Raw genomic sequence first — 25,180 nt, forward strand, 5'->3', positions numbered from 1 at the left:
GCGTGCGCACTGATGCTTAAACAGGGATATTTGGAAATGGTGGCTCTGCAGAAAAGGGCGCTTCCGAACGGGCGTCTGAGTTTGACTTCGCTTGGGCTTGGGACGTCACCTTTGGGCGGGTGCGGTGTTCCGGTCGGCTTCGAGACCTTCGAGGCGGTGATCCTGAGGGCCTATGAGCAGGGCGTACGCTATTTCGATGTTGCTCCGCTTTATGGTCTCGGAAAGTCCGAGCATTTCCTCGGTCATGTTCTTCGTGTGCACGGCCTTCGTCCGGACGTTGTGGTGAGCACCAAGGCGGGCCGGCTTTTGAAGCCAGCAAGCCGGTCGAAGCGCGCGGAAAGCCTCTATGGGATCAATTGGGTTGATCCGCTGCCCTTCGTCGACGAATACGATTACAGCTACGACGGCATCATGAGGTCTTTCGAGGATAGTCAGCAGCGCCTCGGTCTCGACCACATCGACATTCTTTTCCTGCATGACGTGAGCGGAGTTTGGCACGAGGAGAAGTATCCCCTGTATCTGGGGCAACTCCGCGAGAGCGGATACCGGGCTTGCGATGAGCTCCGTCGGTCGGGAGCCGTCAAGGCGATCGGCCTCGGCGTCAACGAGACGGCTTCAGTGCTTGAAGTGGCTGCCGAATTCGATCTCGACTGTTCACTCGTAGCAGGACGGTACACGCTCCTTAATCATGCGCCGTTGACAGAGTTCTTTCCCGAGGCTCAACGCCGCGGCATCGGCATCATCGCCGGCGGTGTCTACAATTCGGGGATCTTGGCTGAAGGTAGTCGAGGTAACGCATTAACCCGGACCTATGACTATCAGGCGGCTCCCGAATCGATCGTAGAGCGCGTAAAGACGCTGGAAGCTGTCTGCGAACGTCACAAAGTCGTGCTCGCCAATGCGGCTTCCCAGTTCGTCTATGCGCATCCCGCCGTGACATCGGTCGTTCAGGGCGCACTCACGACCGCGCATGTCGCGCAGAACGTCGCCTCGATATCGACGCCAATTCCTCAGGCGTTCTGGATGGACCTCAAGAGCGAAGGCCTGATTCCCAAACAAGCCCCGCTCCCGGATCCGGGGTCGCTGGCCCGGTCGGGCTGAAGTTCCAAATCAAGCAAGGAGAAGAGCGATCATGCCGCTCGAGACACGTACTCTAGGCCGCACCAAAGTTTCCGTCACGTCGCTGGGGCTCGGGACGGTACCTCTTTCTGGGTTCAATGTCGCTGTGCCATATGCCGAATTCGAAGCTGTCGTGAAAGCTGCATTCGATCTCGGCGTGCGCTACTTTGATTGCGCGCCGATGTATGGTCTCGGAAAGGCCGAGCATTTCCTCGGCCGCGCCATCCGTGACCTCCGTATCCGAGACCAAATTGTAGTAAGTACGAAATGCGGCCGGGTGCTCAAGCCAGCCAGTCGGACACCGAAGCTCGATACCGTCTACGGGATCGAATGGGTTGATCCGTACCCGTTTCGAGACACGTATGATTATACGTACAATGGCGTGATGCGCTCGTTCGAGGACAGTCAGCAGCGCTTGGGCCTCGATTATATCGATGTGCTTTTGGTTCACGACGTCGGGCGCGCATGGCACGGCGATCAGGCAGAATTTTACTGGAACCAGCTTCGTGAGAGCGGGTACCGAGCGCTCGAGGAGCTGAAGAGCTCGGGAGCCATTGGTGCGGTCGGGTTAGGAGTGAACGAGACCGACTCGGTTGTCGGAGTAGCGCGCGAATTTCCGATTGACTGCGCATTGATCGCAGGTCGATACACGCTGCTCAACCATGCACCGCTTGATGGACATTTCGATGAATTGCGGTCTCGAAATGTCTCGGTAATCGCCGGCGGCATCTACAATTCGGGCATCCTGGCCGCTGGATCGAAGGCGGCGGCCTCGACTTATGACTACCAGCAGGTCCCGAGCGCCATCCTTGAGCGCGTCCGTTCAATCGAGGAAGTTTGCGAACGGCAGGGTGTCGATTTGCCGACCGTCGCGACGCAGTTCGTGCAAGCGCATCCCGCCGTAGCCACCGTGGTTCATGGCGCGAAGTCGACAAGCGAGGTTACCCAGAACGTCCATGCTGTCTCGGCGCGGATACCCGCCGCCCTCTGGCAGGACTTGAGGGCCTCCAAACTGATCCCATCGAATGCTCCGGTTCCTGAAGGCGGGCAATCCTCGTGAGCGGGTTTGTGGGCGCACAGTTCAGTGCCGACGATCCCTTCGAAGGCATTGCACCTGGTTCAGCGGTCGCCGAATACGATATCGTGATCGTGCCGGTCATCCGCTATCTGCGCGATGTCGTGACTGACCGCTCTGTTCGTCTTCTCGCGAACTTCATCGGGACGTCGGATCTGGAGGACGAAAGCAAGCCTGACGACGGCGATTCGGATCATGTGTACGATGTTCTTACAGCGGTTCGGGTGCCGCTGCAGCGGCGGCACGAGCATCACCACGTGAAGCAGGCGGCGCATTTGCTGCTGCCGTCGCGGGCGGCCCCTTTGGCGCCGCATCGGCGCACGAGCGAGGCGAGCTTGCTGTCAAGGGCTTGGGGCCATCTGCGTCGGGCGAGCCCGGTCGGTAGCGGCGGTTTGATCGACCTGCGGCAGTGCTGCGGCCAACTTAAGCTTGGTGCTGACCTTCTGATTGGAGCCTCCGAATGACGAGATATGCGATCACTGTGCTCGAATACGCAGCGAGTCCCAAGCATCCGACAAGTGGAGTCTTGTACGGCCGGCATAACAGCGGAAGCATCAACCTGCCGTTTGCCTATGTGCTCCTGCGCAGCAGCGACACGGTCGCCTTGGTCGACACCGGTTACGATCAGTCGGATTTCGGAGGCGAGATCGCCAATTCCATCGGCGTCACCGGCTGGACCCCACCTTTTGAGGTCCTGGGAGCCGTCGGCATTCGTCCCGAGGATGTGCAGCACGTGTTCCTGACACACGCTCATTTCGACCACATGGGGGGGCTGGACTACTTCCCGAACGCCAAGTTCTACATCCAGAAGCGCGAGATCGACAGCTGGGTCTGGGCCATGACCAAGGGACGTCGTTTTCGTTCCCTCCTCGGCGGCATCAATCCTGCCGATATCTTGAAGCTCGTGGATCTCGGACTGAAGAATCGGCTGGTCGTGCTGGACGGTGCGTCGCACGATGTCCTGCCGAATATCGATCTTCTTCCCGCCTTCGACACGCACACGGCAGGTTCGCAGTACGTGGTGGTCCGCAACGGCGGAAGCATCGAGGACCGATGGGTCCTTACCGGAGACGTCGTCTACACGTACGAAAACCTGCACGGAGGCGATCGGGATGATCCATGCTTCGTGCCGCCCGGACTCGCGACGGGAAGCCAGACCAATCTGATTCTCACGGCAGAAGAGATGCTCGCCAGCGTCGGCGGCGACATGCTGAGGCTGGTACCCGTCCACGAGGAAAAGCTCAGAGAACACTTCCCCTCACGGGTGAGCGATCGGGGACTTCGAATCACCGATATCGCGACACTTTGAAACGGCTCAGGGGCTGGCAAGCCAGCGAGGGTATTGCTCATGGATTACATGCGTTTGGGCCGCTCGGGCCTCAAGATTTCGCGGATCGTACTGGGTTGTATGAGCTACGGAGTAGGAGAGCGAGGGAATCATCCTTGGACTCTCGGTGAGAGCGAGAGCCGGCCCTTCATACAGAAGGCCCTCGATTGCGGAATCAATTGCTTCGATACGGCCAACATGTACTCGGACGGTACGAGCGAGGAGATCGTCGGCAAAATTCTAAAGGAAATGGTGCCGCGAGACGGGGTCGTGATCGCTACGAAGGTCTACGGCCGTATGCGGCCGGGGCCAAACGGGATGGGCCTTTCGCGAAAGGCAATTCTTGCCGAAGTGGAAGCCAGTCTCCGGAGGCTCGGCACCGACTATATCGATCTGTACCAGATCCATTTTTGGGACAACGACACGCCAATCGATGAAACGCTTGAAGCCTTGAACGATCTCGTGCGGAGCGGGAAGGTCCGTTACATCGGTGCCAGCAACACCTACGCTTGGCAGTTTGCCAAAGCTCTCCATCGGGCCGACGCAAATTCTTGGGCGCGTTTCGTGTCGATGCAATGCCACCTAAATCTCCTCTATCGTGAAGAGGAACGAGAGATGCTGCCGCTTTGTCGCGACGAAGGGATCGGTGTGATCGCCTTTAGTCCGCTGGCTCGCGGGCGCTTGACCCGCCCGTGGACCGAGAAAAGTGCCCGTTCGGAGACTGACAATGTAACTTCGCAGTTTTACGGACATGCTGAAGCGGCCGATCGGAGTATTGTGGATGTGGTTTCCGATGTTGCAAGGGAGCGCCGAGTAGCACCGGCGCATGTAGCACTGGCCTGGGTGGCCGGAAAAGATGGTGTAACGGCACCGATCATAGGCGCTACGAAGCCTCAGCACTTGGACGATGCGATCGCCGCTTTAAGTCTGAAGCTAACCTCAGAAGAAATCGCGCGACTGGAAGAGCGTTATGTGCCTCACAGCGTTGTCGGATTGAAGTGAGTAGCCGCTGGAACCCGATTTTGCTGCTTGGCTTTGTAGAGCAGAGGCAAATAAGTTTGTAAAAAAAGTGCCGGGATCACTGAAGTCCCGGCACAGTCAGGGAGAGAGCCTCGAGGGAGTGGAACGGCGCGGTCGTTCGCCCGGCGCCCGTTGGTTAGCGGCGAAGCACGGACGCCGGGACGAGCGCCTCAACAAATTTCAAGCATCTCTCGAACGTCGTCAGGAGAAGCGATCTCGCGACCGCAATTTCTTGCAATGTCACATGTCCGGCGAACGAGTTCCTCGTTAGTTGGGCAGCCATACTCTACGTAGGGATAGTCTCCAATGCCCGGAGCGATGTTGCCGCCGCGCCTGGCCACGCCCTCGCACAGAGCCAGCAGGTTTCCGCCGACGATGTTGGCAGTCCAAGTGTGGCGGATCTGCTTCGGTAAGAACGGCAAGAATGCGTCTAGACCTTCGAGTGTCCCCGGATGGCCGGTGAGATACGGACCGTCCGTCATGTTGAGAAGGAAATAGCCCGGCGCCGCCACAAGGCCCATCTCCATGAATGCTATCGCGCGTCGAACAAACCCGATCGACCAGCACGTCATCTTCGGTTTGATGCCTGCGGATTTGAGAGAGCGGAAGTAGTGCTCTACAGCGGCCGTACGATTTTCATAGATGCGCTCGGAATGTTCGAACACGAGCTTGTCGCGATCGAACACGTCGAGATTGGTGCTTCCCGTGTCTATGGGAACGATATCCGGTTTGGTCTGCGGATCCCTGGCAAGCTCAAGAATGCAGTCGATCCGTGCGTTCGGGTCAGTGTCGTTGGCGAAAAAGCCGAGCGTCGGCAGTATCAGGATGTCGCATTTCTGCCTGACCTTGCGGATGATCTCAGCGTTCTTCTCAGCTGTGTGGAGCGGCGCCCCATCGTCTGCGCGGGCGTGAAAATGAAGGATCGACGCTCCCGCCTCGCGACAGCGGGCCGCGGTCTCGGCTATTTCATCGGCTGTCCATGGCACGTTTGGGTTATCGTCCCGCATCGCGTATTCGTTCACGCGGGCTTCAACGATCATCTTTCTCAACATAGTCTGTTTCTCTCGCGAAGTGCCGGCGGTGCTCGAGCTTCGGTTCATGGCGGCCTCCATCGCAGTGCATCAGCCACGAACGATCCTCCGGCAGAAAGACTATGGCTCCGTCGCCAAATGCCCAAACGACTTTTATCGCGGCACTTGTGACTAAAGCTCACAACGGCTAAACTTTAGGCTTTCGAGGTATCGATGGTGCGTCCCCGGCCTTCGCTCAATGCGCTGCGTGCCTTCGAGGCGACGGCGAGATTGCGCAGCATGACTGCCGCGTCGGTGGAATTGTCCGTCACCCATGGGGCGGTTAGCCGGCACATCCGATCGCTGGAGGAATTGCTCGGTGTCCCGCTATTGGTGCGAGGGTCGTCCTCCACAGACCCGACGCCGGAGGGGATTCGTCTGGCGGAAGGACTATCTGGCGCATTTAGCCTTATCGACGCGAGTGTAGAGCAAATCCTGCCGGGGCCGCTGACGGTTTCATGTTCTGCGACCATCATGATGTATTGGCTGATTCCCCGCCTCGCAGCCTTCCACGACGCTCACAGAGGCATCGATCTCCAGTTCAACTTGAACTACGACCAGGTAGATTTCATTCGTGACAAGGTCAGTATTGCTATCCGTTCAAGTACCATCGCACCGCCGCGGGACGTAGTCATCAAGGAGCTTGCGCGGGAGTGGATTTCCCCGGTTTGCGCAGCTTCTTACGCCAAGGCCAACAGCCTGAATGATCCGGATGATATCGCGGGGTGCCGTTTGCTCGGCACGCGAACACGCCCGGAGGCTTGGTCAGATTGGCTGGATGAGATGCGGTTGAAGCAGGATATCCGCATTCAAGAGTCGTATGATCACTTCTATCTTCTCATCCAGGCGGCGCTATGCGGGCTGGGCTTGGCGCTGGTCCCGACGATGTTCGTCTTGGAGGAGATCAATAGCGGCAGACTGATTGCGCCCTTTGGCAGCATCCCCGGTAAACGCACCTTAATGCTATGGACGGCGCCCCACGTCGAAACTCGCCCCGAGAGTAGAGCGGTTTCGCAATGGCTCACGCGCGAAATGTCTGCCACTGTGAAGAGCTGTGCCATGTTGGGTAACGTCGAGGCTTAGCAACCTCTCCCGACACCAGCGAAGGCCGAGCCCCTGTGAGTTTTCCTCACGGGTTGCTTCACGAATATCGTTTGCCGTCATGCCATAGTCCGGGTGAAGATATCACCGTCCGCATCCAAACGTTCTTCGATCGTACGGATGGATGAGACGAATTCCGGGAAGAAATGCAGCAAGGCGTCACAATGCGCAGCGACAATCCGCGAGCCGAGTTCACAGCCCGATATTTAATCGAGACTGTCGATAGTCTGGAGAGGGCGGCGGAAGTCGTGGCAGGAGAGCAGTCAAGCGGGACGTTTCTCTCATTGCCCGGCGAAACGGATGAGTTGAAGAAGCGGTCGCGCGCACGGGTGCTTCGGGTGACCGAGCTGCCATCCGCCGACGCCCCGACATTGCGCAGTGCGCTCTCAGAGCGGAGGCAGAGACCAAAGGCGTTTCGGCGCGGCGAGATCGAGATCGCGTTTCCGGTCGATAACGTGGGCCGCAATATTCCAACGCTCTTGGCGACGGTTGCCGGCAATCTATTCGAGCTCGGCGAAATCACGGGCCTTCGGTTGCTCGACATCGACCTTCCCATCGAGTACGCCGCAAGCTTTCCAGGTCCGAAGTTCGGCGTCGACGGGACCCGACGCTTAGCCGGTGTTTTCGATCGCCCGCTCATCGGTACGATATTGAAGCCAAGTATCGGTATGTCTCCATCCGAGACCGCCTCGCTGGTCGATAAGATCTGCGAAGCAGGGATCGACTTTCTCAAGGACGACGAGTTAATCGCCGATCCGCCTTACGCGCCTTTCGAGGAGCGCTTGAGGGCGGTCTTTCCCGTAATTGAGAGGCATGCCGACCGATTGGGCCGAAAGCCCATGTACGCGATCAATATCAGTGGTTCGATCGACGACATGCGGCGTCGCCATGACCTGGTGCTAGAGGCCGGTGGAACCTGCGTAATGGTGAGCGTCAATTGGTGCGGCTTCTCTGCGATCGAACATCTGCGGACCTACACGAATCTGCCGATCCATGGTCACCGCAATGGGTGGGGCTTATTTACCCGTCATCCCTGGCTCGGCTTCGATTTCTTGGCATTTCAAAAGCTGTGGCGACTGACTGGTGTCGATCATCTGCACGTGAATGGTCTGAGGAGTAAATTCTGGGAGCCGGATGATTCCGTCATCCTGTCTGCGAGCTCATGCCTCGCTGCGTTTTCAGGTGTCAAACCAATGATGCCGGTCTTCTCTTCAGGACAATGGGCCGGACAAGCCGGAGACACATTCGAGCGCCTCGGAAGCATAGATCTCATGCACCTCGCCGGTGGCGGGATCATGGGGCATCCCGGCGGCATCGCTGACGGCGTCATGAGTTTGCGAGAAGCCTGGCAGGCGGCAGTCCAGGGTATACCAGCAGTCGAGTACGCAAAATCCCATGCGCCGCTTCAGCTCGCGCTGTCCAAGTTCGGGGGGGCGCCGTGACGCAACCTCGCTACCGGTTGGCATTCTACGGTGATGATTTCACTGGATCGACGGATGCGCTTGAGGTCGTAGCCTTCGCCGGGCTCCGTGCTGCTCTCTTTCTCCGTCCGCCCAGCCCCGATGTCTTGAATCACTTTCGGGACATTGACGTCGTCGGGCTTGCCGGTGTGAGTCGCGGCATGTCTCCATCGGAGATGACCGAACATCTGGAGAAGGATCTACGGTACCTTGCATCGCTTCGCGCGCCGATCGTTCATTATAAGGTGTGCTCGACCTTTGACAGTTCGCCGGAGATTGGCAGCATCGGTCGAGTGATCGAAATCGCAAGGTCAATCTTTGGCGATCCAGTTCCCATCGTTGGGGGTACGCCATCGCTTCAAAGATATTGCGCTTTCGGAAACCTGTTTGCCCGATCCGGAACTGATGGGAACGTCTATCGTATCGATAGGCATCCGGTTATGAGCGTTCACCCCGTGACGCCTATGCACGAAAGCGATCTGGCGCTGCACATCGGACGGCAGGCAGCGCTCAGGATCGAAAAGCTGACATGCCCGTTCTTGGACCAGGGCTATGAATTGGCATCCGGGCGGTTCAAGGATTTAGCAGAGCGTGGGGCCGACGCAATCCTGTTCGACTCGACCAATGCTTCACAGCTTACACAGGTTGGGCGACTCCTCGTGGATTGGGCTGGAGTGAGTGGAAGCGCATTCGTGGTGGGTCCGTCAGGGGTGGAGTATGCCCTGACGCAGTGGTGGCGGGAGGCTGGTGTGATCCCTCCACCTACCAGCTCCTACGGCGGCCCAGCTGCGATCGATCAGGTACTGGCCGTGTCGGGCAGTGCCTCACCTGTGACCGCATTGCAGATCGATGCCGCTGTGCGGGCGGGATTTGCGGAGGTGCCCCTCGACGCTGCTGCGCTGCTCGGTGATGGCCAAAACATGGCAGCCGCGAGGCAAGCCGTCGCACGTACCCTCTCGCTGCTCAAGGAAGGACGCAGCGTCATTTTGCATACAGCCCGTGGTCCCGATGATCCACGGATCGGGAAGATGATTGATATGCTCGTAAGCGGCGGGATGTCGCGCGAGTTCGCCAAGCATGAAGGTGGCCGAAACCTTGGTCGGAAGCTTGGCCAACTCGTTAGTGATATTCTGCAGGAGGTGCCCCTAAAGAGATTGTTGTTGTCCGGTGGCGACACGTCGAGTCAGGTCGCACAACTCTTGAATATTGATGCGCTTGAAATTGAATCGCGCGTAAGCCCTGGCGTGCCACTTTGCCGAGCCAGATCGATCCGCGGCCGTCTCGATGGACTTCAGATAGCATTCAAGGGCGGTCAACTCGGCGACGAAGAATTCTTCAAGCGCGGATGGCTGGGTCGAGTCTAGTAAGAACGAAATAGGGAGGATGCCAATGCGTGTCCCAACGATGGCTTCGGGCGGCATGGCCGCGCACGATAGTCGCGGCAGTGCGACCTCGCACGCGCCGTTTGGACGGTCCGTGGAGAGTTCGCGCCAGAGCGTTCTGCAGGCGATTGCAGATGGCGCCGATAAATTGTTCGGCCATATTCTTGAAGTCTGCGTCAGCATACTGCTGACGGCCGAGATTCTGCTGCTGTTTGCAGGAGTCCTGGCGCGTTACGTCTTCCTCAAGCCCATCATTTGGTCGGACGAGCTGGCTTCTATGCTGTTTCTCTGGCTTGTGATGCTGGGCTCCGCGATTGCGTTGCGACGCGGCGAGCACATGAGAATGACGGCGCTATTCGCATTCGTGTCTCCTCGGATGCGAGCTCACCTCGACGCGATCGCGCTGGCAGCATCACTGGGGCTGGTCGTCCTCCTGTTTCCGGCTACGCTCGAGTATGCAATCGAGGAAGCTATCGTTAGAACCCCCGCGATGGATCTCTCAAACGCGTGGCGAGCGTCCGCCGCTCCCGTCGGCTTTGGTTTGATGGGAATATTTGCACTCCTTCGCCTCGTGCGTCTCGGTGATGCAAGACAGGCTCTGACCGCGCTCGCCATTGTCGCGCTGTTTGTGGGGATATTTTGGCTTCTCAAGCCGGTCTTTGCGCCGCTCGGCAACGTAAATCTCATCATCTTCTTCGTCGTTGTCGTTGCCTGCACCGTCTTTACGGGCGTTCCGATCGCTTTTTCGTTCGGTTTGGCAACGTTCGGCTATCTCATGCTTACAACCAGGACCCCGCCGCTGATCATCGTGGGTCGTATCGACGAAGGTGTCAGCCATCTCATCCTGCTTTCAGTCCCCCTGTTCGTGTTTCTCGGTCAACTGATCGAAATGACGGGCATGGCGCGGGCCATGGTTACGTTCCTCGCGAGCCTGTTAGGCCATGTGCGCGGTGGTCTATTGTACGTCCTCGTCGGAGCGATGTACCTCGTCTCGGGGATCTCCGGCTCAAAGGCCGCGGACATGGCCGCGGTGGCGCCGGTTCTGTTTCCGGAAATGAAGCGTCGGGGTGCGAAGGAAGGAGATCTCGTCGCGCTGCTGGCCGCGACAGGTGCTCAAACCGAGACGATTCCACCGAGCATAGTTCTCATCACCATCGGCTCGGTTACCGGAGTCTCCATTGCGGCTCTGTTCACTGGCGGACTTCTTCCCGGCGTGATTCTGGCGATCACCCTTTGCTGCGTCATTGCATGGAGATACCGCAACGAGGATCTTAGCCTTGTTCGTCGCGCCTCAGCCAATGAAATTGGAAAGGCGTTTCTGCTCGCGGTACCGGCAATCGCTCTTCCTTTCGTTATTCGATCTGCAGTGATCGAAGGCGTGGCAACGGCGACCGAAGTCTCTACCATTGGGATCTTCTATTCGATTGTAGTTGGCGCTCTCTTCTACAGGCAATTCGATTGGCGGAGGATCAAGCCGATGCTGGTCGAGACCGCGAGTCTTTCTGGGGCCATCCTCTTTATCATCGGCACCGCGACGTCGATGGCTTGGAGTCTGACCCAATCAGGCTTCTCTCGCTCGCTCGCTGTGGCGATGAAGCAGTTGCCTGGTGGATCGGCAAGCTTCATGGCGGTGTCCATTGTGGCCTTCGTAGTTCTTGGCAGTGTCCTCGAAGGTATTCCGGCCATTGTTCTCTTCGGCCCGTTGCTTTTCCCGATAGCTCAAGCTCTGGGGATCGATCTCGTTCACTATTCTATGGTCGTCATATTGGCGATGGGGGTCGGCCTCTTCGCGCCGCCTTTCGGCGTTGGTTACTACGCCGCATGCGCGATCAGCAGGGTGAGTCCGGACGCCGGAATGCGGCCCATCCTTGGCTACATGTTGGCCCTCTTGGTTGGGCTGGTGATTGTTGCGTCAGTTCCGTGGATTTCAACAGGGTTCTTATAAAGCGGACGCTCCGCAACGGGTGGCGTCAAGGCCGGCAACTTAAACGATGGAGGAAGCAATGAGGAAGATCACTCGCAGGACGTTCTTGCAGACAACAACGTCGGTCGCGCTGGCTGCTGGAGCCGGATTGTCTGTGAGACCTGCCAGGGCAGCAGAATTTCAGCTACGATGGGGGTTCAACCTCGCCGAGTCACATCCAATTACCGCGCGTGCGCGGGAAGCTGCTGAGCGCGTGTTGTCTGAAACGAAAGGCCGGGTGGAAATCAATGTCTTTCCCAACAACCAACTCGGGGGCGACACGGACATGCTGTCGCAGCTGCGCGCCGGTGGCCTGGATTTGTTTCTTAACTCGGGGATCAACGTGCTCTCGACGATCGTTCCATCCGCGTCGATCTACGGTTTGGGATTCATCTTTCCGGACTATGGCGCCGTCTGGAAGGCGATGGACGGACAACTCGGCGACGCATTGCGAACCGCGATCGGCAAGGTGAATCTCGTGCCGATGGCCAAGATGTGGGACAATGGCTTCCGCAACATTACAACGAGTTCGAAGCAAATCAATACGCCGGCCGACTTGAAGGGCGTCAAGATTCGCGTGCCGGTAGGTGCACTATGGACGTCTATGTTCCAGGCCTTTGGCGCCGCACCGACCGCGATCAACTACAGCGAGTTGTACTCCGCGCTTCAGACCAAGATCGTCGACGGTCAGGAAAACTCCCTCGCCAACATTTTTACGGCGAACCTTTTCGAGGTGCAGAAGTACTGCGCTCTAACCGGTCACATGTGGGATGCCTTCTTCTGCGTGGCGAACAAGCGAAACTGGGAAGCCATTCCTCAGAATCTGCGCGCAATCGTGGCCACGGCAATAAATGACGCCGCAATGGCTGAGAGGAAGGACATGGCGACGCTTGCCACGACATTGCGCGGTGACCTGGCCAAGAAGGGTCTGATCTTCAACGAGCCCGACGTCAACGCCTTCCGAGATGCTCTTCGCAGCGCCGGCTTCTACAAGGAATGGCGAACCAAATACGGCGAGGAACTCTGGACGATGCTTGAGAGCACCGCCGGAAAGCTAACGTGAAGACGACAAAATCGGGAGTCAGATAGACATGAGATTGGATAAGAGAGTGGCGCTCGTCACCGGAGGCGCACGCGGAATCGGATTTGCAATCTCGAAGGCACTGGCGCGGGAGGGCGCGCGCATCGTGGTCGCGGATGTCAACGTTGACGGTGCGAAGGCAGCGGCAGCTGCTCTCGAAAATGCCGACCGAGATCACTTAGGCCTGCGCGTGGACGTGGCGGATCAACGGTCGGTAGGCGAGTTGATGGACGAAGTGGTCCGTCGCTGTGGGGGAATGGATATCCTGATCAACAACGCCGGGATCGGTGGGAACACACCGTTCCTCGACATCAAGCTCGAGGACTGGCAGCGAATGATCTCAATCAATTTGACGGGAGCATTCATCGTGGCACAATCCGTGTCGCGCCAGATGGTTAAGCAAGGACGTGGTGGCAAGATCATAAACATCGCATCGCTCTCGGGCCAGCGCGGCGGAAACGGACGCGGCGCATATGGCGCGGCTAAAGCCGGCCTCGAGTTGCTGACCAAGGTCATGGCGGTTGAACTTGCTCAACACCGCATCAATGTCAACAACATCGCTCCAGGAGCGATTGAAACCGAGATGGCCAAGACGGCACACGATCCCGCGACACGCCGGGCCTATGAATACCTCATTCCGATGGGCCGCTACGGAACCCCGGAAGAGATCGCTGACGCAGCAGTCTTTTTGTCTTCGGACGAGAGCAGGTATGTCCACGGCCATACATTGAACGTTGACGGCGGCTTCCGTGAAGCTGGTCTGATGTTCGGACCGGACAAAACGCCGCCTCGATAGGCGTCCGTTGTGCAGGCTTGCTTTTTCGATGGAAAGGCTAATCAGGTGCGACGAAGCCGCCGAGCGAAGATCGTAGCAACAGTTGGGCCCGCCTGCTGCGAACCAGAGATGCTTCGGACATTGTTCGAGGCAGGCGTTGATACCTTCCGCCTTAACTTCAGTCACGGGGCGAGGGAGGATCACGCCAGGGTCCACGTAGCAATACGCGCGCTCGAGGCTGAAATGGGCCGACCGATTGGCATCTTGCTGGATCTCCAGGGGCCGAAAATCCGGATCGGGACATTGCGCGACGGGAGCTTGACCGTCGCACCAGGCGAAACCGTTCGCTTTGTCCAAGAAGGCGCCGGGGATCGGGATGCTATCCCGCTGCCGCACCCGGAGGTTTTCCTGGCAGCGGCTCCTGGGCACGATCTGCTGATCGACGATGGTCGCCTGTGCGTTCGCGTTAAGACGCTGCTCCGCGACAGTCTCGAAGCTGAGGTAATCGTTGGCGGCAAAATCTCCAACCACAAGGGCGTCAATCTACCTGGGACGATCTTGGATCTGTCTCCGCTTACCCGAAAACACCGAGCAGACTTAGAATTCGGTCTTCGACTCGGCGTCGATTGGGTCGCGCTGTCCTTTGTGCAGCGACCGGGAGACCTCATTGAGGCGAGGGGCCTGATTGGAGATCGGGCAGGGCTAGTTGCGAAGTTTGAGAAGCCGGCTGCTCTTGATCGGATCGATGACATCATTAGCTTGTCCGACGCGGTCATGGTGGCGCGGGGCGATCTTGGCGTGGAAATACCCCACGAAGACGTTCCCGGGCGGCAGAAGGAGCTGGTACGAGCCTGTCGACTGGCGGTCAAGCCTGTGATCGTAGCCACCCAAATGCTGGATTCCATGGTGTCTTCGCCGACGCCGACACGCGCGGAAGCGTCCGATGTCGCCACGGCCATTTACGATGGGGCCGACGCCGTGATGTTATCAGCGGAGTCTGCCGTCGGCCGATATCCGCGCGAGGCGGTGGAGATGATGGATCGCATCATCCGCAGCACCGAACGTCACAAGATGTATCGATCGATCGTTGATGCCTTGCGTCCCGACGAGGAGCAAACGCCGCCCCACGCGGTGGCCACAGCTGCGGCGGGCTTGGCGTCGGCGATCCATGCGGCGGCTATCGTCGTGTACACGTCCGGAGGCACGACCGCCGCACGCATCGCTCGCCGCCGTCCGGATGTGCCATTGCTTGCCGTTACTCCGAGCTCGGACACCGCCCGTCGTCTGTGTCTTCTCTGGGGGACGCACAGCGTGTTCTCGTCCGACGTGAGCGACTATGAGGAGATGGTGTCGCGCGCTGTTTCTACCGCGGTCGGAGAACGTTTCGCAGATAGCTTGGACCACGTGGTGATCGTTGCCGGAATTCCGTTTGCGCAGGCCGGGACCACGAATAATATCCGCGTCATCGCCGTACCTTGAACTGTTGAGGCCATCGGTCTGTGGGGCCGGCCAAACCCGACGCGGTTCGATTCATTCGAATGTCAGAAGTAGCCACCTGAAGTCGACGAATGGCGGTGCGACAGTGAGCGACAGCAAGTTGAAGGATGAAATCTGCCGCTTCGGCCGCTCGCTGTTCGAGCGCGGTTTCACGCCGGGATCGTCTGGCAGTATTAGTGTTATGCTCGATGACGGGGGGTGGCTCGTGACGTCCACTAACGCATCGGTCGGATTCCTCAATCCCGATCGCGTCACCCATCCGGACGCGCAGGGAAGCGTCCGATCTGGCGATGCGCCGACGAAGGAAGTCCCGTTACACGCCGCGCTGTACCAAACGCGAAGTACGGCCCGGGCCGTAGTACATATTCATTCGGTTCATTCGTTCGCGGTATCGATGTTGCCCGAGGTCGATCCGCGAGCCGTCCTGCCGCCGATGCCCCCCTATTACCTCATGAGATGTGGTCGGACCGCTCTGGTGCCGTACTATAGGCCGGGCGATCCTGCCGTTGCGAATGCGATCAAAGGTCTTGGGGGGAAATATTCCTCCGTCTTGCTCCCCAACCATGGCCCTGGCCGGCGATACGTTAGAAGCTGCCGTCTTCGCAACCGAAGAATTGGAAGAGACCGCGAGGCTCTACTTGCTGTTATGTGGACTCAACCCCCGCTACCTATCGCCGGAGCAGGAACAGGATCTGGCGAAGACCTTCAAAGCTCTCATTTCCGATTATTTGCCAGTAGGGCGTGTATTCAGACCTACAAAGAACCGAAGGGAAGTAGTTGGCTCGTTGCATCCACGTTGGAGCGGCTTCTCGGGCCGACAGCGCCAAATCGTTTTCACCGCCCGCGGAAGGAGCGCGCTATGTCTTGGAAGTCGAGTTGGTGCATCGTGGCCAACAAGGGCCGCACGGTTCAACCGGAGTTTCAACGTCTTGTCGTAAAAGGCATCGGCGCTTCTGCCTTCGAGGCCGATAGGCGCCGATTTCCCAAGCTGTGCCAGCCTGACCTCGTACTCGATGTGATCCGGAAAGTTGCAAACGCTGTTCAATGTCTAAGGCCGCGTTGGGTGCACCGCAGCCGTATCGCCGAACCAGAAGAAAATCTGGGCGATCCGAAAAGCGGAGTGCCGTTGCAGACCTCAGTGGAATCTGTGCACACCCATGGTGCCGCCATCAACGCGCTCACAGCGACGATCATTAATGCACAGGCGGGGTTAAACTGGCTGAGCGCTCAACCGCCAGATCTGGAGGAAGTCCGGCGAGTGCTCGATGCCATCGCTAACGACGGTAAGCGAGCGGGCGAGATCGTCCTTCAACTTCGTGCGCGCATGCATAGGACCCTAGCCGATGATGCTCTTGATCCTTGAGCTGATCCCCCTGATGTCGCCAAGCAAGGTCGCCTTTTGATCCTGCTCAGACCTCCGGCAATATACGCTTCCGTTCGCTGCTAAGCAAAAAGCAAAGCGCGAGCAGATGGAGAGCGAGGTCCAGCGTACCGAGGTGACGCTGAGCGCGGTGCTCGACGAGAAGATGATCTCGCTCGAGGACGTCGTGAAGTTCAAGGTAGGGCAGGTGCTGGAGCTGGAGGCCACGCCGCGCACGCTGGCGCGTCTCGAAAGCAACAATCAGGTGTTGTTCTGGTGTCAGATCGGCCAGCTTGATGGCTATTACGCCATGCAAGTATCCGATCCCGTCGACCAGAAACGGGAGTTCGTCGATGATATCCTATCTCGTTGATGCCGTGCTGCTCATTGCCCTCGCCTTCACCAGCATGCGGGTGACCAGGATGCACCGCGAGCTGGCGCGGCTACGCAGCTATCAGGGCGAATTCTCGACCATCGTGCACGAGACGGCGGGCGCCTTCGACACGGTCATCACTGCGGCACATGACTCCACTGCAAACCTCGGACGGCTCGCCAACGTGCTCAGCGCGAACATCGACCAGGCTCACGAGGCGATGGCGGCGCTCGATGCCAGGAGCGGCCTCGCATCCGTCACAGCCGCCGGCGGTGCGGACGTGAACAAGCACTGAAGTCCGGACTGGCGGAACAATGGCGATCGGGACGCCGTGCGGCGTTCCGGGAGTGGAAATACCAAGAGGCGATACCAAATGGCGCAATCCTTCGATTATGAGTCTGCACCTGCATCGGGAGAGGCCGAGACGTCCCCGCTGGAGCGGCTGGCGGAGATCGCCCAGCGCACGGCCGAGGAGACCGGCAAGTTCGCCAATGTCGACGCCATCCTGCGCATTCCCGTCACCATGCAGGTGGTGCTGGGATCGGCGACCATTCCGGTGGCGAACCTGATGAAGCTCGGCCGCGGGGCGGTCGTTCCGCTCGATCACCGGGTCGGCGAGCCCGTCGATGTCGTCGTCAACGGCCGCATCGTCGCCCGCGGCGAGGTGGTTGTGGTCGAAGAGGACAATTCCCGCTTCGGCGTCTCGCTCACGGAGATCGTCGGGCCGCTGGGGCAGGGTGATACCTGATCATGGCGGCACCGGTCGGCATCGCTCCCGTCAAGCAGCGAGGCGTCACCACGCTGGGCGGCACGGAAAAGGTCGCCGCGCTCCTGCTGGCGATGGGCCGGCAGGCGGCCGCGAGCGTGCTTCAGCAGTTCGAGCCGCAGGAGATCCGCATCGTCACCAAGGCGGCGGCGGAGCTGCGGCCGATCACCGCGCAGGAGCTCGAGGGAATCGTCGAGGAATTCGCCCAGCAGTTCTCGATGGGCGCGAACATTCTCGGCACCCTCGGTGGCCTGGAAGCCGTGCTCGGCGACGTGCTTCCGGCCGACCAGGTTTCGGCAATCATGACGGACCTGCTCGGCAATTCGAGCCGGTCGGTGTGGGACCGCGTCTCCTCGGTGTCGGAAAACTCCCTGGCGACTTATCTGTCCAAGGAGCATCCGCAGACTGCGGCGCTCATCCTGTCCAAGGTCAAGCCGTCCTGCGCCGCCAAGGTGATGAGCCAGCTGCCGTCGAGCCTGCGCAACGAATTGATGCGCCGCGTACTGAGCCTCAAGCCGATCGTCGACGATGCGATGAAGGTTCTCGAGAAGACGTTGCACGAAGATCTGACGCTGAATTTTGCCCGCAACCTCGGCGCCGACACCTACGCGCGTGTCGCCGACATCATCAACAAGATGGAGCGTGGGCACATCGAGGACATCCTGAAGAGCCTGTCGGAGAAGCGGCCGAAGTCGGCCGAGGTGCTGAAGGAACTGCTGTTCACCTTCGACGACGTCATCAACCTGGCGCCGAAGGCGCGTACCATGATCTTCGACCAGGTTCCGACCGACCGCATCGTGATCGCGCTGAAGGGCACCGACAAGCATTTCCGCGAGCTGATCCTGTCCGCGGTCGCCTCGCGCGTCCGGCGGGTCGTCGAGGCCGAGCTCGCAATCGGCGAGCCGTCGAACCAGCGCGACGTGCTCGAGGCGCGCCGTGTGATCACCGACCTAGCACTCGACCTCGCGGAGAAGGGCGAAATCGAGCTCAACCCCGACCAGGAGGATGAGCTGGTCTTCCGCTGACCGCTGAACGGGCATGGCAGAAACATCCGATCAGGAGAGCAAGACAGAAGAGCCGACCGAGAAGAAAGTCCGCGATGCGCTCGAACAGGGCAAGATTCCGGTCTCTCGGGAGCACAGCATCGGCACCCCGTCTTGGTTTCGAGTACACGCCCCCGGATTGTGCAGCTTCTCCGCGCGCGCGGCGCCGGCGACGTGAGTCCCTGCCGCGCGCACAGGACACATTTTTTCTTTAGTTCGCCACGATCAGAAACTCTTCACGACTTCTCTTTCGGGATTGACAGCGAATCCCCATCTATATCAAGCGACTGGCAGATGATGGAACGAACGCTCGGCCGGTTGTAAGAGAAATCCGTAAAACGCGTACCACTGCGGTCATCGATGGCGACAACGCTCTCGGACATCTCGTCGGGGTCCGCGCGATGCAGGTCGCGATAGACAAAGCATCTGATGGGAACTGCGTCTTCGTTGCCGTTCGCAACAGCAACCATTTTGGAGCTGCGGCCTACTACGCGGAGATGGCAGCTCAAAGGGAGAAGTTGTGGCCGCCGCTCGCGATGACACCGAGAATGCTATCCGCTTTCGCCGCGGCTGGTTTCTTGGCGATGGTACTGGCGCGGGCAAGGGGCGGCAGATCGCCGGGATCCTGCTCGACAATTGGCTCAAGGGCCGCCGCCGTGCGGTCTGGATCAGCAAATCCGACAAGCTGATCGAAGATGCCCAGCGCGACTGGTCGGCGCTCGGCATGGAGCGACTGCTGGTTACGCCTCTGTCCCGGTTTCGCCAGGGCACGCCGATCCGGCTTTCGGAAGGCATCCTTTTTGCCACCTACGCCACGCTGCGCACCGACGAGCGCGGCGAGAAGCTTTCGCGTGTCGGGCAGATCGTTGAATGGTTGGGCTCCGACTTCGACGGAGTGATCGTCTTCGACGAGAGCCACGCCATGCAGAATGCAGTCGGGGGCAAGGGCGAGCGCGGCGACCAGGCGGCCTCTCAGCAGGGTCGTGCGGGCCTGCGGCTCCAGCACGCCCTGCCGAATGCTCGTGTGGTCTATATGTCGGCGACGGGCGCCACCACGGTCCACAACCTAGCTTATGCCCATCGCCTTGGCCTTTGGGGCGGTGCCGACTTCTCGTTTGCCACTCGTGCCGAGTTCGTCGAAGCGATTGAGGAGGGCGGCGTCGCGGCGATGGAGGTGGTGGCGCGGGACCTCAAGGCGCTCGGCCTCTACGCGGCCCGCTCATTGTCCTACGAGGGCGTCGCGTACGAGCTCGTTGAGCACCAGCTGACGCCGGAGCAGGTTCGCATCTACGACGCCTATGCAGATGCGTTCAGCATCATCCATAACAACCTCGACGCGGCGATGCGGGCCGCCAACATCACCGGCGAAACTGGAACGCTGAATGGGCAGGCAAAATCCGCGGCCCGATCCGCCTTCGAGAGCGCCAAACAGCGCTTCTTCGGCCATCTGCTGACCTCGATGAAGACGCCGTCGCTCATCCGATCGATCGACCGCGATCTCGACGCCGGCCATGCCGCCGTCATCCAGATTGTTTCAACGGGCGAAGCGCTGATGGAGCGCCGGCTCGCCGAGATCCCGACCGAAGACTGGGGCGACGTCCAGGTCGACATCACCCCGCGCGAGTATGTGCTCGACTATCTCGCCCATTCCTTCCCGGTTCAGCTCTACGAGCCCTTTACAGACTCGGAGGGCAATCTCTGCTCTCGGCCTGTCTATCGCGATGGCCAGCCGGTTGAGAGCCGGGAAGCCGTAGCACGACGCGGCCGCCTCATCGAGAAACTCGCCTCGCTGCCTCCGGTACCCGGCGCGCTGGATCAAATCGTGCAGCGCTTCGGCACCGAGATGGTCGCCGAAGTGACCGGCCGCTCGCGACGCGTCATCCGCAAGGGCGACCGGCTGATGGTCGAAAACCGCGCCGGGTCGGCCAATCTCGCCGAGACATCGGCCTTTATGGACGACGTCAAGCGCATCCTCGTGTTCTCCGACGCGGGCGGCACCGGGAGGAGCTACCATGCCGAGCTCTCGGCCCGAATCGCCGCCTGCGGGTCCATTACCTGCTCGAGCCCGGATGGAAGGCGGATGCTGCGATCCAGGGGCTTGGCCGCACAAACCGGACCAACCAGGCCCAGCCACCACTATTCAGGCCAATCGCGACCGACGTGAAGGCCGAAAAGCGTTTCCTCAGCACCGTTGCGCGCCGGCTCGACACATTGGGAGCCATTACGCGCGGCCAGCGCCAGACTGGAGGGCAGGGCCTGTTCCGGCCCGAGGACAATCTCGAAAGCCAGTACGGGCGTGACGCGCTGCGTCAACTCTACACGCTGCTCGTCCGGGGCAAGGTCGATGGATGTTCGCTCGAGAAGTTCGAGGATGCCACCGGCCTGAAATTGACGGATGCCAATGGGCTCAGGGATGACCTGCCGCCGATCACGACATTCCTGAACAGGTTGTTGGCCCTCACCATCGACCTGCAGAATGTCCTGTTTACCGCCTTCGAGCAGCTCCTGACCGCCCGGATCGAGGGCGCTGTTGCGTCGGGCACCTACGACCTCGGGCTGGAAACGCTTCGCGCCGAAAGCTTTGTCGTCACTGATCGGCGGACGATCTATGTCCATCCGCGTACAGGTGCCGAGACGCGGCTTCTCACCCTCGTGCAGCGCGAGCGTAACCATCCTGTTGGTTTGGATGATGCCCTTGCTCGTCTTTCCAATCATTCTCTGCTGCTGGTCAATGAGCGTTCGGGCAGGGCCGCCGTGCAGGTTCCGGCCCCGAGCATCATGCTCGATGACGGCGAGATCGAGCGCCGCGTGCGCCTGATCCGGCCGATGGAGCAGCACCAGGTCCCCTTGAACATGATGGTGGAGAGCCATTGGATTGAAGCGGATCGTGAACGTTTTGCCGCGGCCTGGATGGCTGAGCTTGCCGAGGTGCCTGAGTTCACGGAAAGCACGATCCACGTCGTTGCGGGATTGCTGCTACCCATCTGGAAACGATTGCCGAACGAATCGACCCGCGTCTATCGGCTCCAGACCGATGCGGGCGAACGCATCATCGGCCGCAAGGTGTCTGCGGCGTGGGTTGCAAACGCCTTCTCGGCGGACGCGCCTACGCTGTCGCCGGACGCTGCCTTTGCCGCGTTGATGGAAGGACGCACCCTCCTCGATCTCGCGGAGGGGCTCCAGCTTCGCCGCGTCCGGGTGATGGGCGCATGCCGCATCGAGCTGTCGGGATTCAACGACACGATTCGCGATCGCCTCCGCGCTTACGGCCTCTTTGGAGAGATCATATCCTGGAAGCTGCGGATGTTCGTGCCCACGGACGCAAGCGGCGTCGGGATCCTGACGAAGGTGCTCGATACCTATCCGGTCGCGCGCGTCAGCGAGCGGGAGGCCGCGTGATGTCCGCCGCGCCTTGCGAACTGGCACGCCGCCTCGCGCACGAGGCCGAGGCAGTGTGCCGACACTATCTCTCCAATGGCAAGCGGGCGGGGCGGTACTGGGTGGTGGGCGACGTCCGCAACACGCCGGGCCGCTCGATGTTCGTGCGGCTCCAGGAATCACCTAAGGGTCCCGCCGGCAAGTGGACTGACGCTGCGACCGGCGAGCATGGTGACCTCCTCGACATCATCCGCGAATCCCGGGGGTTGCGCGACTTCGGCGAGGCCGCCGAGGAAGCGAGGCGGTTTCTGAAGCTGCCTCGTCCCGTGCCCCAGCTGACCTCGAAACCCATTCGTTCAGTGGCGTCAACTGGATCGCAGGAAGCCGCGCGTCGGCTCTTTGCGATATCCAGCCCGATCGAGGGGACGGTGGTCGAAGCGTATTTGCAGCGCCGCGGAATAGCCCATATTCACGATGGTGGCAGCCTGCGCTTCCACCCACGTTGCTATTATCGGCCGGACGAGCATTCGCCGACCGAAACCTGGCCGGCGATGATTGCCCGCGTCACCAACCTTGAGGGGCGGATCACCGGAGCGCCCCGAACCTGGCTCGACCCAGTTGGCTTTGATCGCATTCGTCTCGGCAAGGCTCCGATCGACACGCCACGACGGGCCATGGGCGACCTGCTCGGCAACGCCGTTCGCTTCGGTGTGGCGGACGACGTGCTCGCCGCCGGGGAGGGAATCGAGACCATGCTTTCATTGCGTTATGTGCTGCCGACTATGCCCATGGCCGCCGCGCTCTCGGCCAATCACCTCTCGGCCATGTTGCTGCCGTCTGGCCTGCGTCGGCTCTATATCGCCCGCGACGTCGACGCCGCCGGAGATGCTGTACAGGCAATCCTCGTCCAGCGCGCGAAAGCCATCGGCGTTGAGGCGATCGCGTTGTCGCCCCGGCTGGGCGACTTCAACGAAGACCTGCACATCTTCGGTCTCGATGCCCTCCGAGCACTCTTGCGGCTTCAACTCGTACCAGAGGATGTCGTCCGCTTCCTGCATTCGTCGACAGTAGCCGCAGAATAGGCCGGTGCTTCGATCGACGTTGATAGGTCGGTCATAACGAGGCCATTGCCGGAAGAGGACGCGACCTCGGCCTTCTAGAGGGCGATCGGACGGCAACCGGACCGGGCCGGCAATGGCTACGCACGGCTATTTTCCGCCGCGCGCCGGCGATGAGAGCACACATTAATTTATCTGGCCGGCGCGCTTTGCATCGCGAAGCAAAATAGCCGGCCTCCGCCATCCTCCGCTGCCGCTTCGGCCCTTGCGGGTTCTGGCCCGTTCCGCCCGCCGTCTGAGTGATCGCCACGAAGGCCGCGATGGGCGCGGCCGATCCGGCAAAGGATCCTTCCAATGACCGAACACGACGACATCGAACCGCCGCACGCTTCTTCTCCAACTGACCACATCCTCACGGAATTGCAGCTCTTCGGCTACCGTCCCTTCGACGACCAGCCCGATCCACGGCCTCTTCCCGAGGGCAAGATCATCGCTGGCGCCGTTGCCGACATCTTCGACGCCATGGTCGCGACGTTGAGCGACACCCGGCTTGAACCGGACCTCGACGACCTGCTCTGGTCGACCGTCAATCTGTTTCACCGAGCCGTCGACCGCATCGGACGCCAACTCGACGACAACGAACAGGCGCAGCGCAAGAGCCAGCGCGAGCAAGACGGCTCCGAAGTGCGATCGGTCGAACTCGAGCGCGTGACGGCGGAAGGCATCACACTGATCGAGCGCCGCAACTGCCTGGAGCTCTTCCGCGACCAGGCCATAGAGCGCTTTGAGACTCACACCGGCTCATTCTGGCGCCCCCGATCAGGATCACTGGTGAACCATCGCACGCTGACCGCAGCGATGATCGACTCCCGCGACTTCATCGCAGCCAAGCGTCGCGCCGAGACCGAGGTCTTGTTGCCGCCAGGACCGAAGATCGCACTCACCGGCGGGCTCGACTTCAACGACTACCAGCTCATCTGGGACCGCCTCGACAAGGTTCACGCAAAGCATCCCGACATGGTCCTGCTCCATGGCGGCTCGCCCAAAGGGGCCGAACTCATCGCCTCCAAATGGGCGACCAGCCGCAAGATGCCGCAGATCGCCTTCAAACCCGACTGGACCAAACACGCCAAGGCAGCACCCTTCAAGCGCAACGACGCCATGCTCGAACTCCTGCCGATCGGCGTCATGCATTTTCCGGGCACGGGAATCCAGGACAACCTGGCGGACAAAGCGGAGCGCCTCGGCATCCCCGTCTGGAGGTTCGGCGGCGCGTGAGCGCCGTCTTCTCGCCTCCAATCAACCGAGCGGAGTTGCATGCGCCGCAACTCCGCCTCGTTTCGACTCTATCCTCGAAGTTGCGCCGTGGTGGTGGTGGAAGGCGCGACTGGTAGATCTATGCACATGGAGCCACCACCATGTTCGCCCTTGGGCTTGTTCTCAACACACTCGGCATTGGCTTGTTCTGCTGGGCGATCTTTGCACTCGCTGTGTATGCCCTGCCGTTTTTCGTCGCACTGAGCATCGGGATGACGGCGTTTCAGAATGGCGCCGGCGTGGTCGGTGCGCTTCTTATCGGAACAGCCGGTGGCGCGTTGACGCTTGCCGTCGGTCAGGCCTCCGTCGCCATGACTCGGTCCTTGACCTTGCGCATCGCCATCGCGATCGCATTTGCTGTCCCTGCTGCCGTCGCCGGCTATCATGTGGTATTCGCCCTGTCCCAGATCGGGATGCCCTCGCTGGCTTGGCGTGAGATCTTCGCTTGCCTGGGCGCGGTCTTTGTTGGCGGCACAGCGTGGATGCGCTTGACCGTTCTTGCGGAGCCCCGCCCGTTCGAACTGGCTGGGGTGGTGGAGAATCCGTCACCACCAGTTCTCCCAGCCGCTACGCACGAGGGATGACCGTTCACCGTCTTCGTCCTCGGGCAGGCTCGCGCAGATCGAAGCATTGAACGAGGGATGATCGGGACCTGAGGGGGAGGGGCAGTCCCCCTCCGGCCTTGACCAAGCGTCCTATTTCGGCCGACCCACTAAGCCGCGGCGGAGCGGCGATGTTTCGATCGCTTCTCCGGAGACGATACCGCCCATTGTAGCAGATTGTTTCTCTTTCTGCGCCCAATCTTTTCCGCCTCTTGTTCAGCACAACCGAGATACGCGACGACTTCTCCCGAGATTGCGGTTCAGCACGCGACGCACGTGGCCTCCTTGATGGCTTGATCTGGCCGAAGACCGGCTTCGCCTCGATCGTCTGAGCCGCAACGCCGTTGATGCGACTTTCTTCCCCTGGGCTTCGCCCATTCCTCGCGAGTCAAGAAAGTCGCCACAACGGCGTC

At 60.2% G+C, this 25,180-nt stretch carries 20 protein-coding genes and 5 pseudogenes; 24 read left to right on the forward strand and 1 reads right to left on the reverse strand.

Going from position 1 to position 25,180, the window contains the following annotated elements; genetic code table 11:
* Positions 1-36 precede the first annotated feature (36 nt).
* From DCG74_RS35890 to DCG74_RS35910, 5 genes are read left to right on the forward strand one after another with little or no spacing between them, the layout of a single operon-like run.
* Positions 37-1,101: an aldo/keto reductase gene (locus DCG74_RS35890; RefSeq protein WP_172789198.1), complete on the forward strand. Its 1,065-nt coding sequence runs from the start codon at positions 37-39 to the stop codon at positions 1,099-1,101.
* 31 nt (positions 1,102-1,132) lie between these two features.
* The gene (locus DCG74_RS35895; RefSeq protein ID WP_172789199.1) at positions 1,133-2,179 is read left to right on the forward strand and encodes an aldo/keto reductase; all 1,047 of its coding nucleotides are present in this window, start codon (positions 1,133-1,135) and stop codon (positions 2,177-2,179) included.
* The gene (locus DCG74_RS35900) at positions 2,176-2,658 is read left to right on the forward strand and encodes a hypothetical protein (protein WP_172789200.1); all 483 of its coding nucleotides are present in this window, start codon (positions 2,176-2,178) and stop codon (positions 2,656-2,658) included. The genes DCG74_RS35895 and DCG74_RS35900 overlap by 4 nt, the downstream gene beginning before the upstream one ends.
* Entirely contained in the window at positions 2,655-3,503 is an 849-nt protein-coding gene (locus DCG74_RS35905) for an N-acyl homoserine lactonase family protein (protein ID WP_172789201.1), read from the forward strand. The genes DCG74_RS35900 and DCG74_RS35905 overlap by 4 nt, the downstream gene beginning before the upstream one ends.
* 39 nt (positions 3,504-3,542) lie before the next feature.
* Positions 3,543-4,523 carry an aldo/keto reductase gene (locus DCG74_RS35910; RefSeq protein ID WP_036044410.1) on the forward strand — a complete coding sequence of 327 codons (981 nt, stop codon included), beginning with the start codon at positions 3,543-3,545 and terminating at the stop codon, positions 4,521-4,523.
* Between the two features lie 188 nt (positions 4,524-4,711).
* Here the strand turns inward: DCG74_RS35910 and DCG74_RS35915 are convergent, their stop codons facing one another.
* A complete protein-coding gene (locus DCG74_RS35915; protein ID WP_246709041.1) occupies positions 4,712-5,641 on the reverse strand; it encodes a 3-keto-5-aminohexanoate cleavage protein in 930 nt (309 codons plus the stop codon).
* Between the two features lie 144 nt (positions 5,642-5,785).
* Between DCG74_RS35915 and DCG74_RS35920 the strand changes: the two genes are divergently transcribed.
* The 19 genes and pseudogenes from DCG74_RS35920 (at position 5,786) to DCG74_RS36010 (ending at position 24,749) form a co-directional block, all read left to right on the forward strand.
* A complete protein-coding gene (locus DCG74_RS35920) occupies positions 5,786-6,694 on the forward strand; it encodes a LysR substrate-binding domain-containing protein (RefSeq protein ID WP_172789202.1) in 909 nt (302 codons plus the stop codon).
* Positions 6,695-6,858: 164 nt separating this feature from the next.
* Entirely contained in the window at positions 6,859-8,154 is a 1,296-nt protein-coding gene (locus DCG74_RS35925; protein ID WP_257187490.1) for a ribulose-bisphosphate carboxylase large subunit family protein, read from the forward strand.
* Entirely contained in the window at positions 8,151-9,536 is a 1,386-nt protein-coding gene (locus DCG74_RS35930; protein WP_172789204.1) for a four-carbon acid sugar kinase family protein, read from the forward strand. Before DCG74_RS35925 ends, DCG74_RS35930 begins: the two co-directional genes overlap by 4 nt.
* A gap of 25 nt (positions 9,537-9,561) precedes the next feature.
* The gene (locus DCG74_RS35935) at positions 9,562-11,499 is read left to right on the forward strand and encodes a TRAP transporter large permease subunit (protein WP_373569503.1); all 1,938 of its coding nucleotides are present in this window, start codon (positions 9,562-9,564) and stop codon (positions 11,497-11,499) included.
* A 58-nt stretch (positions 11,500-11,557) separates the two neighbouring features.
* Complete coding sequence (locus DCG74_RS35940) at positions 11,558-12,580, forward strand: TRAP transporter substrate-binding protein (RefSeq protein WP_172789205.1); 1,023 nt, start codon at positions 11,558-11,560, stop codon at positions 12,578-12,580.
* A 28-nt stretch (positions 12,581-12,608) separates the two neighbouring features.
* Entirely contained in the window at positions 12,609-13,394 is a 786-nt protein-coding gene (locus DCG74_RS35945) for an SDR family NAD(P)-dependent oxidoreductase (RefSeq protein ID WP_036044415.1), read from the forward strand.
* A 45-nt stretch (positions 13,395-13,439) separates the two neighbouring features.
* Entirely contained in the window at positions 13,440-14,852 is a 1,413-nt protein-coding gene (gene pyk / locus DCG74_RS35950) for a pyruvate kinase (RefSeq protein ID WP_172789224.1), read from the forward strand.
* A 103-nt stretch (positions 14,853-14,955) separates the two neighbouring features.
* A pseudogene (locus tag DCG74_RS35955) lies at positions 14,956-15,577 on the forward strand (aldolase); the annotation flags it as partial.
* A gap of 152 nt (positions 15,578-15,729) precedes the next feature.
* Positions 15,730-16,233, forward strand: a complete 504-nt coding sequence (locus tag DCG74_RS35960) for a hypothetical protein (protein ID WP_172789185.1) — start codon at positions 15,730-15,732, stop codon at positions 16,231-16,233.
* A gap of 97 nt (positions 16,234-16,330) precedes the next feature.
* Positions 16,331-16,603 (forward strand): annotated as a pseudogene (locus DCG74_RS35965) (FliM/FliN family flagellar motor switch protein); the annotation flags it as partial.
* Positions 16,584-16,898, forward strand: coding sequence for a hypothetical protein (locus DCG74_RS35970; protein ID WP_172789206.1), 315 nt, complete (start codon positions 16,584-16,586; stop codon positions 16,896-16,898). The pseudogene DCG74_RS35965 and the gene DCG74_RS35970, both read left to right, overlap by 20 nt.
* Positions 16,899-16,976: 78 nt before the next feature.
* A complete protein-coding gene (gene fliN, locus DCG74_RS35975; RefSeq protein WP_018641265.1) occupies positions 16,977-17,351 on the forward strand; it encodes a flagellar motor switch protein FliN in 375 nt (124 codons plus the stop codon).
* Positions 17,352-17,353: 2 nt separating this feature from the next.
* Positions 17,354-18,394 carry a flagellar motor switch protein FliG gene (locus DCG74_RS35980; RefSeq protein WP_172789207.1) on the forward strand — a complete coding sequence of 347 codons (1,041 nt, stop codon included), beginning with the start codon at positions 17,354-17,356 and terminating at the stop codon, positions 18,392-18,394.
* A 13-nt stretch (positions 18,395-18,407) separates the two neighbouring features.
* Positions 18,408-18,515: pseudogene (locus DCG74_RS39110) on the forward strand (EscU/YscU/HrcU family type III secretion system export apparatus switch protein); the annotation flags it as partial.
* A gap of 184 nt (positions 18,516-18,699) precedes the next feature.
* Positions 18,700-18,867, forward strand: a pseudogene (locus tag DCG74_RS39115) (hypothetical protein); the annotation flags it as partial.
* A gap of 59 nt (positions 18,868-18,926) precedes the next feature.
* Positions 18,927-21,811: pseudogene (locus tag DCG74_RS35995) on the forward strand (strawberry notch family protein); the annotation flags it as partial.
* Positions 21,811-22,872 (forward strand): toprim domain-containing protein, encoded by a 1,062-nt coding sequence (locus tag DCG74_RS36000; protein ID WP_172789208.1) that lies wholly within the window; start codon positions 21,811-21,813, stop codon positions 22,870-22,872. The pseudogene DCG74_RS35995 and the gene DCG74_RS36000, both read left to right, overlap by 1 nt.
* 330 nt (positions 22,873-23,202) lie before the next feature.
* A complete protein-coding gene (locus DCG74_RS36005; RefSeq protein ID WP_172789209.1) occupies positions 23,203-24,126 on the forward strand; it encodes a DUF2493 domain-containing protein in 924 nt (307 codons plus the stop codon).
* Positions 24,127-24,266: 140 nt separating this feature from the next.
* On the forward strand, positions 24,267-24,749 hold the full coding sequence (locus DCG74_RS36010) for a hypothetical protein (protein WP_172789210.1): 483 nt from the start codon (positions 24,267-24,269) through the stop codon (positions 24,747-24,749).
* Positions 24,750-25,180 lie beyond the last annotated feature (431 nt).

The organism is Bradyrhizobium sp. WBAH42 (assembly GCF_024585265.1).
GTDB lineage: Bacteria > Pseudomonadota > Alphaproteobacteria > Rhizobiales > Xanthobacteraceae > Bradyrhizobium.

What these genes read in the sequence shown, in the direction of transcription:
- DCG74_RS35940 (WP_172789205.1), top strand. Translation starts at nt 11,558, where the DNA reads ATGAGGAAGATCACTCGCAGGACGTTCTTGCAGACAACAACGTCGGTC.
- DCG74_RS35920 (WP_172789202.1), top strand. Translation starts at nt 5,786, where the DNA reads ATGGTGCGTCCCCGGCCTTCGCTCAATGCGCTGCGTGCCTTCGAGGCG.
- DCG74_RS36010 (WP_172789210.1), top strand. Translation starts at nt 24,267, where the DNA reads ATGTTCGCCCTTGGGCTTGTTCTCAACACACTCGGCATTGGCTTGTTC.
- DCG74_RS35895 (WP_172789199.1), top strand. Translation starts at nt 1,133, where the DNA reads ATGCCGCTCGAGACACGTACTCTAGGCCGCACCAAAGTTTCCGTCACG.
- DCG74_RS35980 (WP_172789207.1), top strand. Translation starts at nt 17,354, where the DNA reads ATGGCGGCACCGGTCGGCATCGCTCCCGTCAAGCAGCGAGGCGTCACC.
- DCG74_RS35910 (WP_036044410.1), top strand. Translation starts at nt 3,543, where the DNA reads ATGGATTACATGCGTTTGGGCCGCTCGGGCCTCAAGATTTCGCGGATC.
- DCG74_RS35960 (WP_172789185.1), top strand. Translation starts at nt 15,730, where the DNA reads ATGTCTTGGAAGTCGAGTTGGTGCATCGTGGCCAACAAGGGCCGCACG.
- DCG74_RS35935 (WP_373569503.1), top strand. Translation starts at nt 9,562, where the DNA reads ATGCGTGTCCCAACGATGGCTTCGGGCGGCATGGCCGCGCACGATAGT.
- DCG74_RS35905 (WP_172789201.1), top strand. Translation starts at nt 2,655, where the DNA reads ATGACGAGATATGCGATCACTGTGCTCGAATACGCAGCGAGTCCCAAG.
- fliN (WP_018641265.1), top strand. Translation starts at nt 16,977, where the DNA reads ATGGCGCAATCCTTCGATTATGAGTCTGCACCTGCATCGGGAGAGGCC.
- DCG74_RS35970 (WP_172789206.1), top strand. Translation starts at nt 16,584, where the DNA reads ATGATATCCTATCTCGTTGATGCCGTGCTGCTCATTGCCCTCGCCTTC.
- DCG74_RS35915 (WP_246709041.1), bottom strand. Translation starts at nt 5,641, where the DNA reads ATGAACCGAAGCTCGAGCACCGCCGGCACTTCGCGAGAGAAACAGACT.
- DCG74_RS35890 (WP_172789198.1), top strand. Translation starts at nt 37, where the DNA reads ATGGTGGCTCTGCAGAAAAGGGCGCTTCCGAACGGGCGTCTGAGTTTG.
- DCG74_RS35945 (WP_036044415.1), top strand. Translation starts at nt 12,609, where the DNA reads ATGAGATTGGATAAGAGAGTGGCGCTCGTCACCGGAGGCGCACGCGGA.
- DCG74_RS36000 (WP_172789208.1), top strand. Translation starts at nt 21,811, where the DNA reads ATGTCCGCCGCGCCTTGCGAACTGGCACGCCGCCTCGCGCACGAGGCC.
- DCG74_RS36005 (WP_172789209.1), top strand. Translation starts at nt 23,203, where the DNA reads ATGACCGAACACGACGACATCGAACCGCCGCACGCTTCTTCTCCAACT.
- DCG74_RS35925 (WP_257187490.1), top strand. Translation starts at nt 6,859, where the DNA reads ATGCAGCAAGGCGTCACAATGCGCAGCGACAATCCGCGAGCCGAGTTC.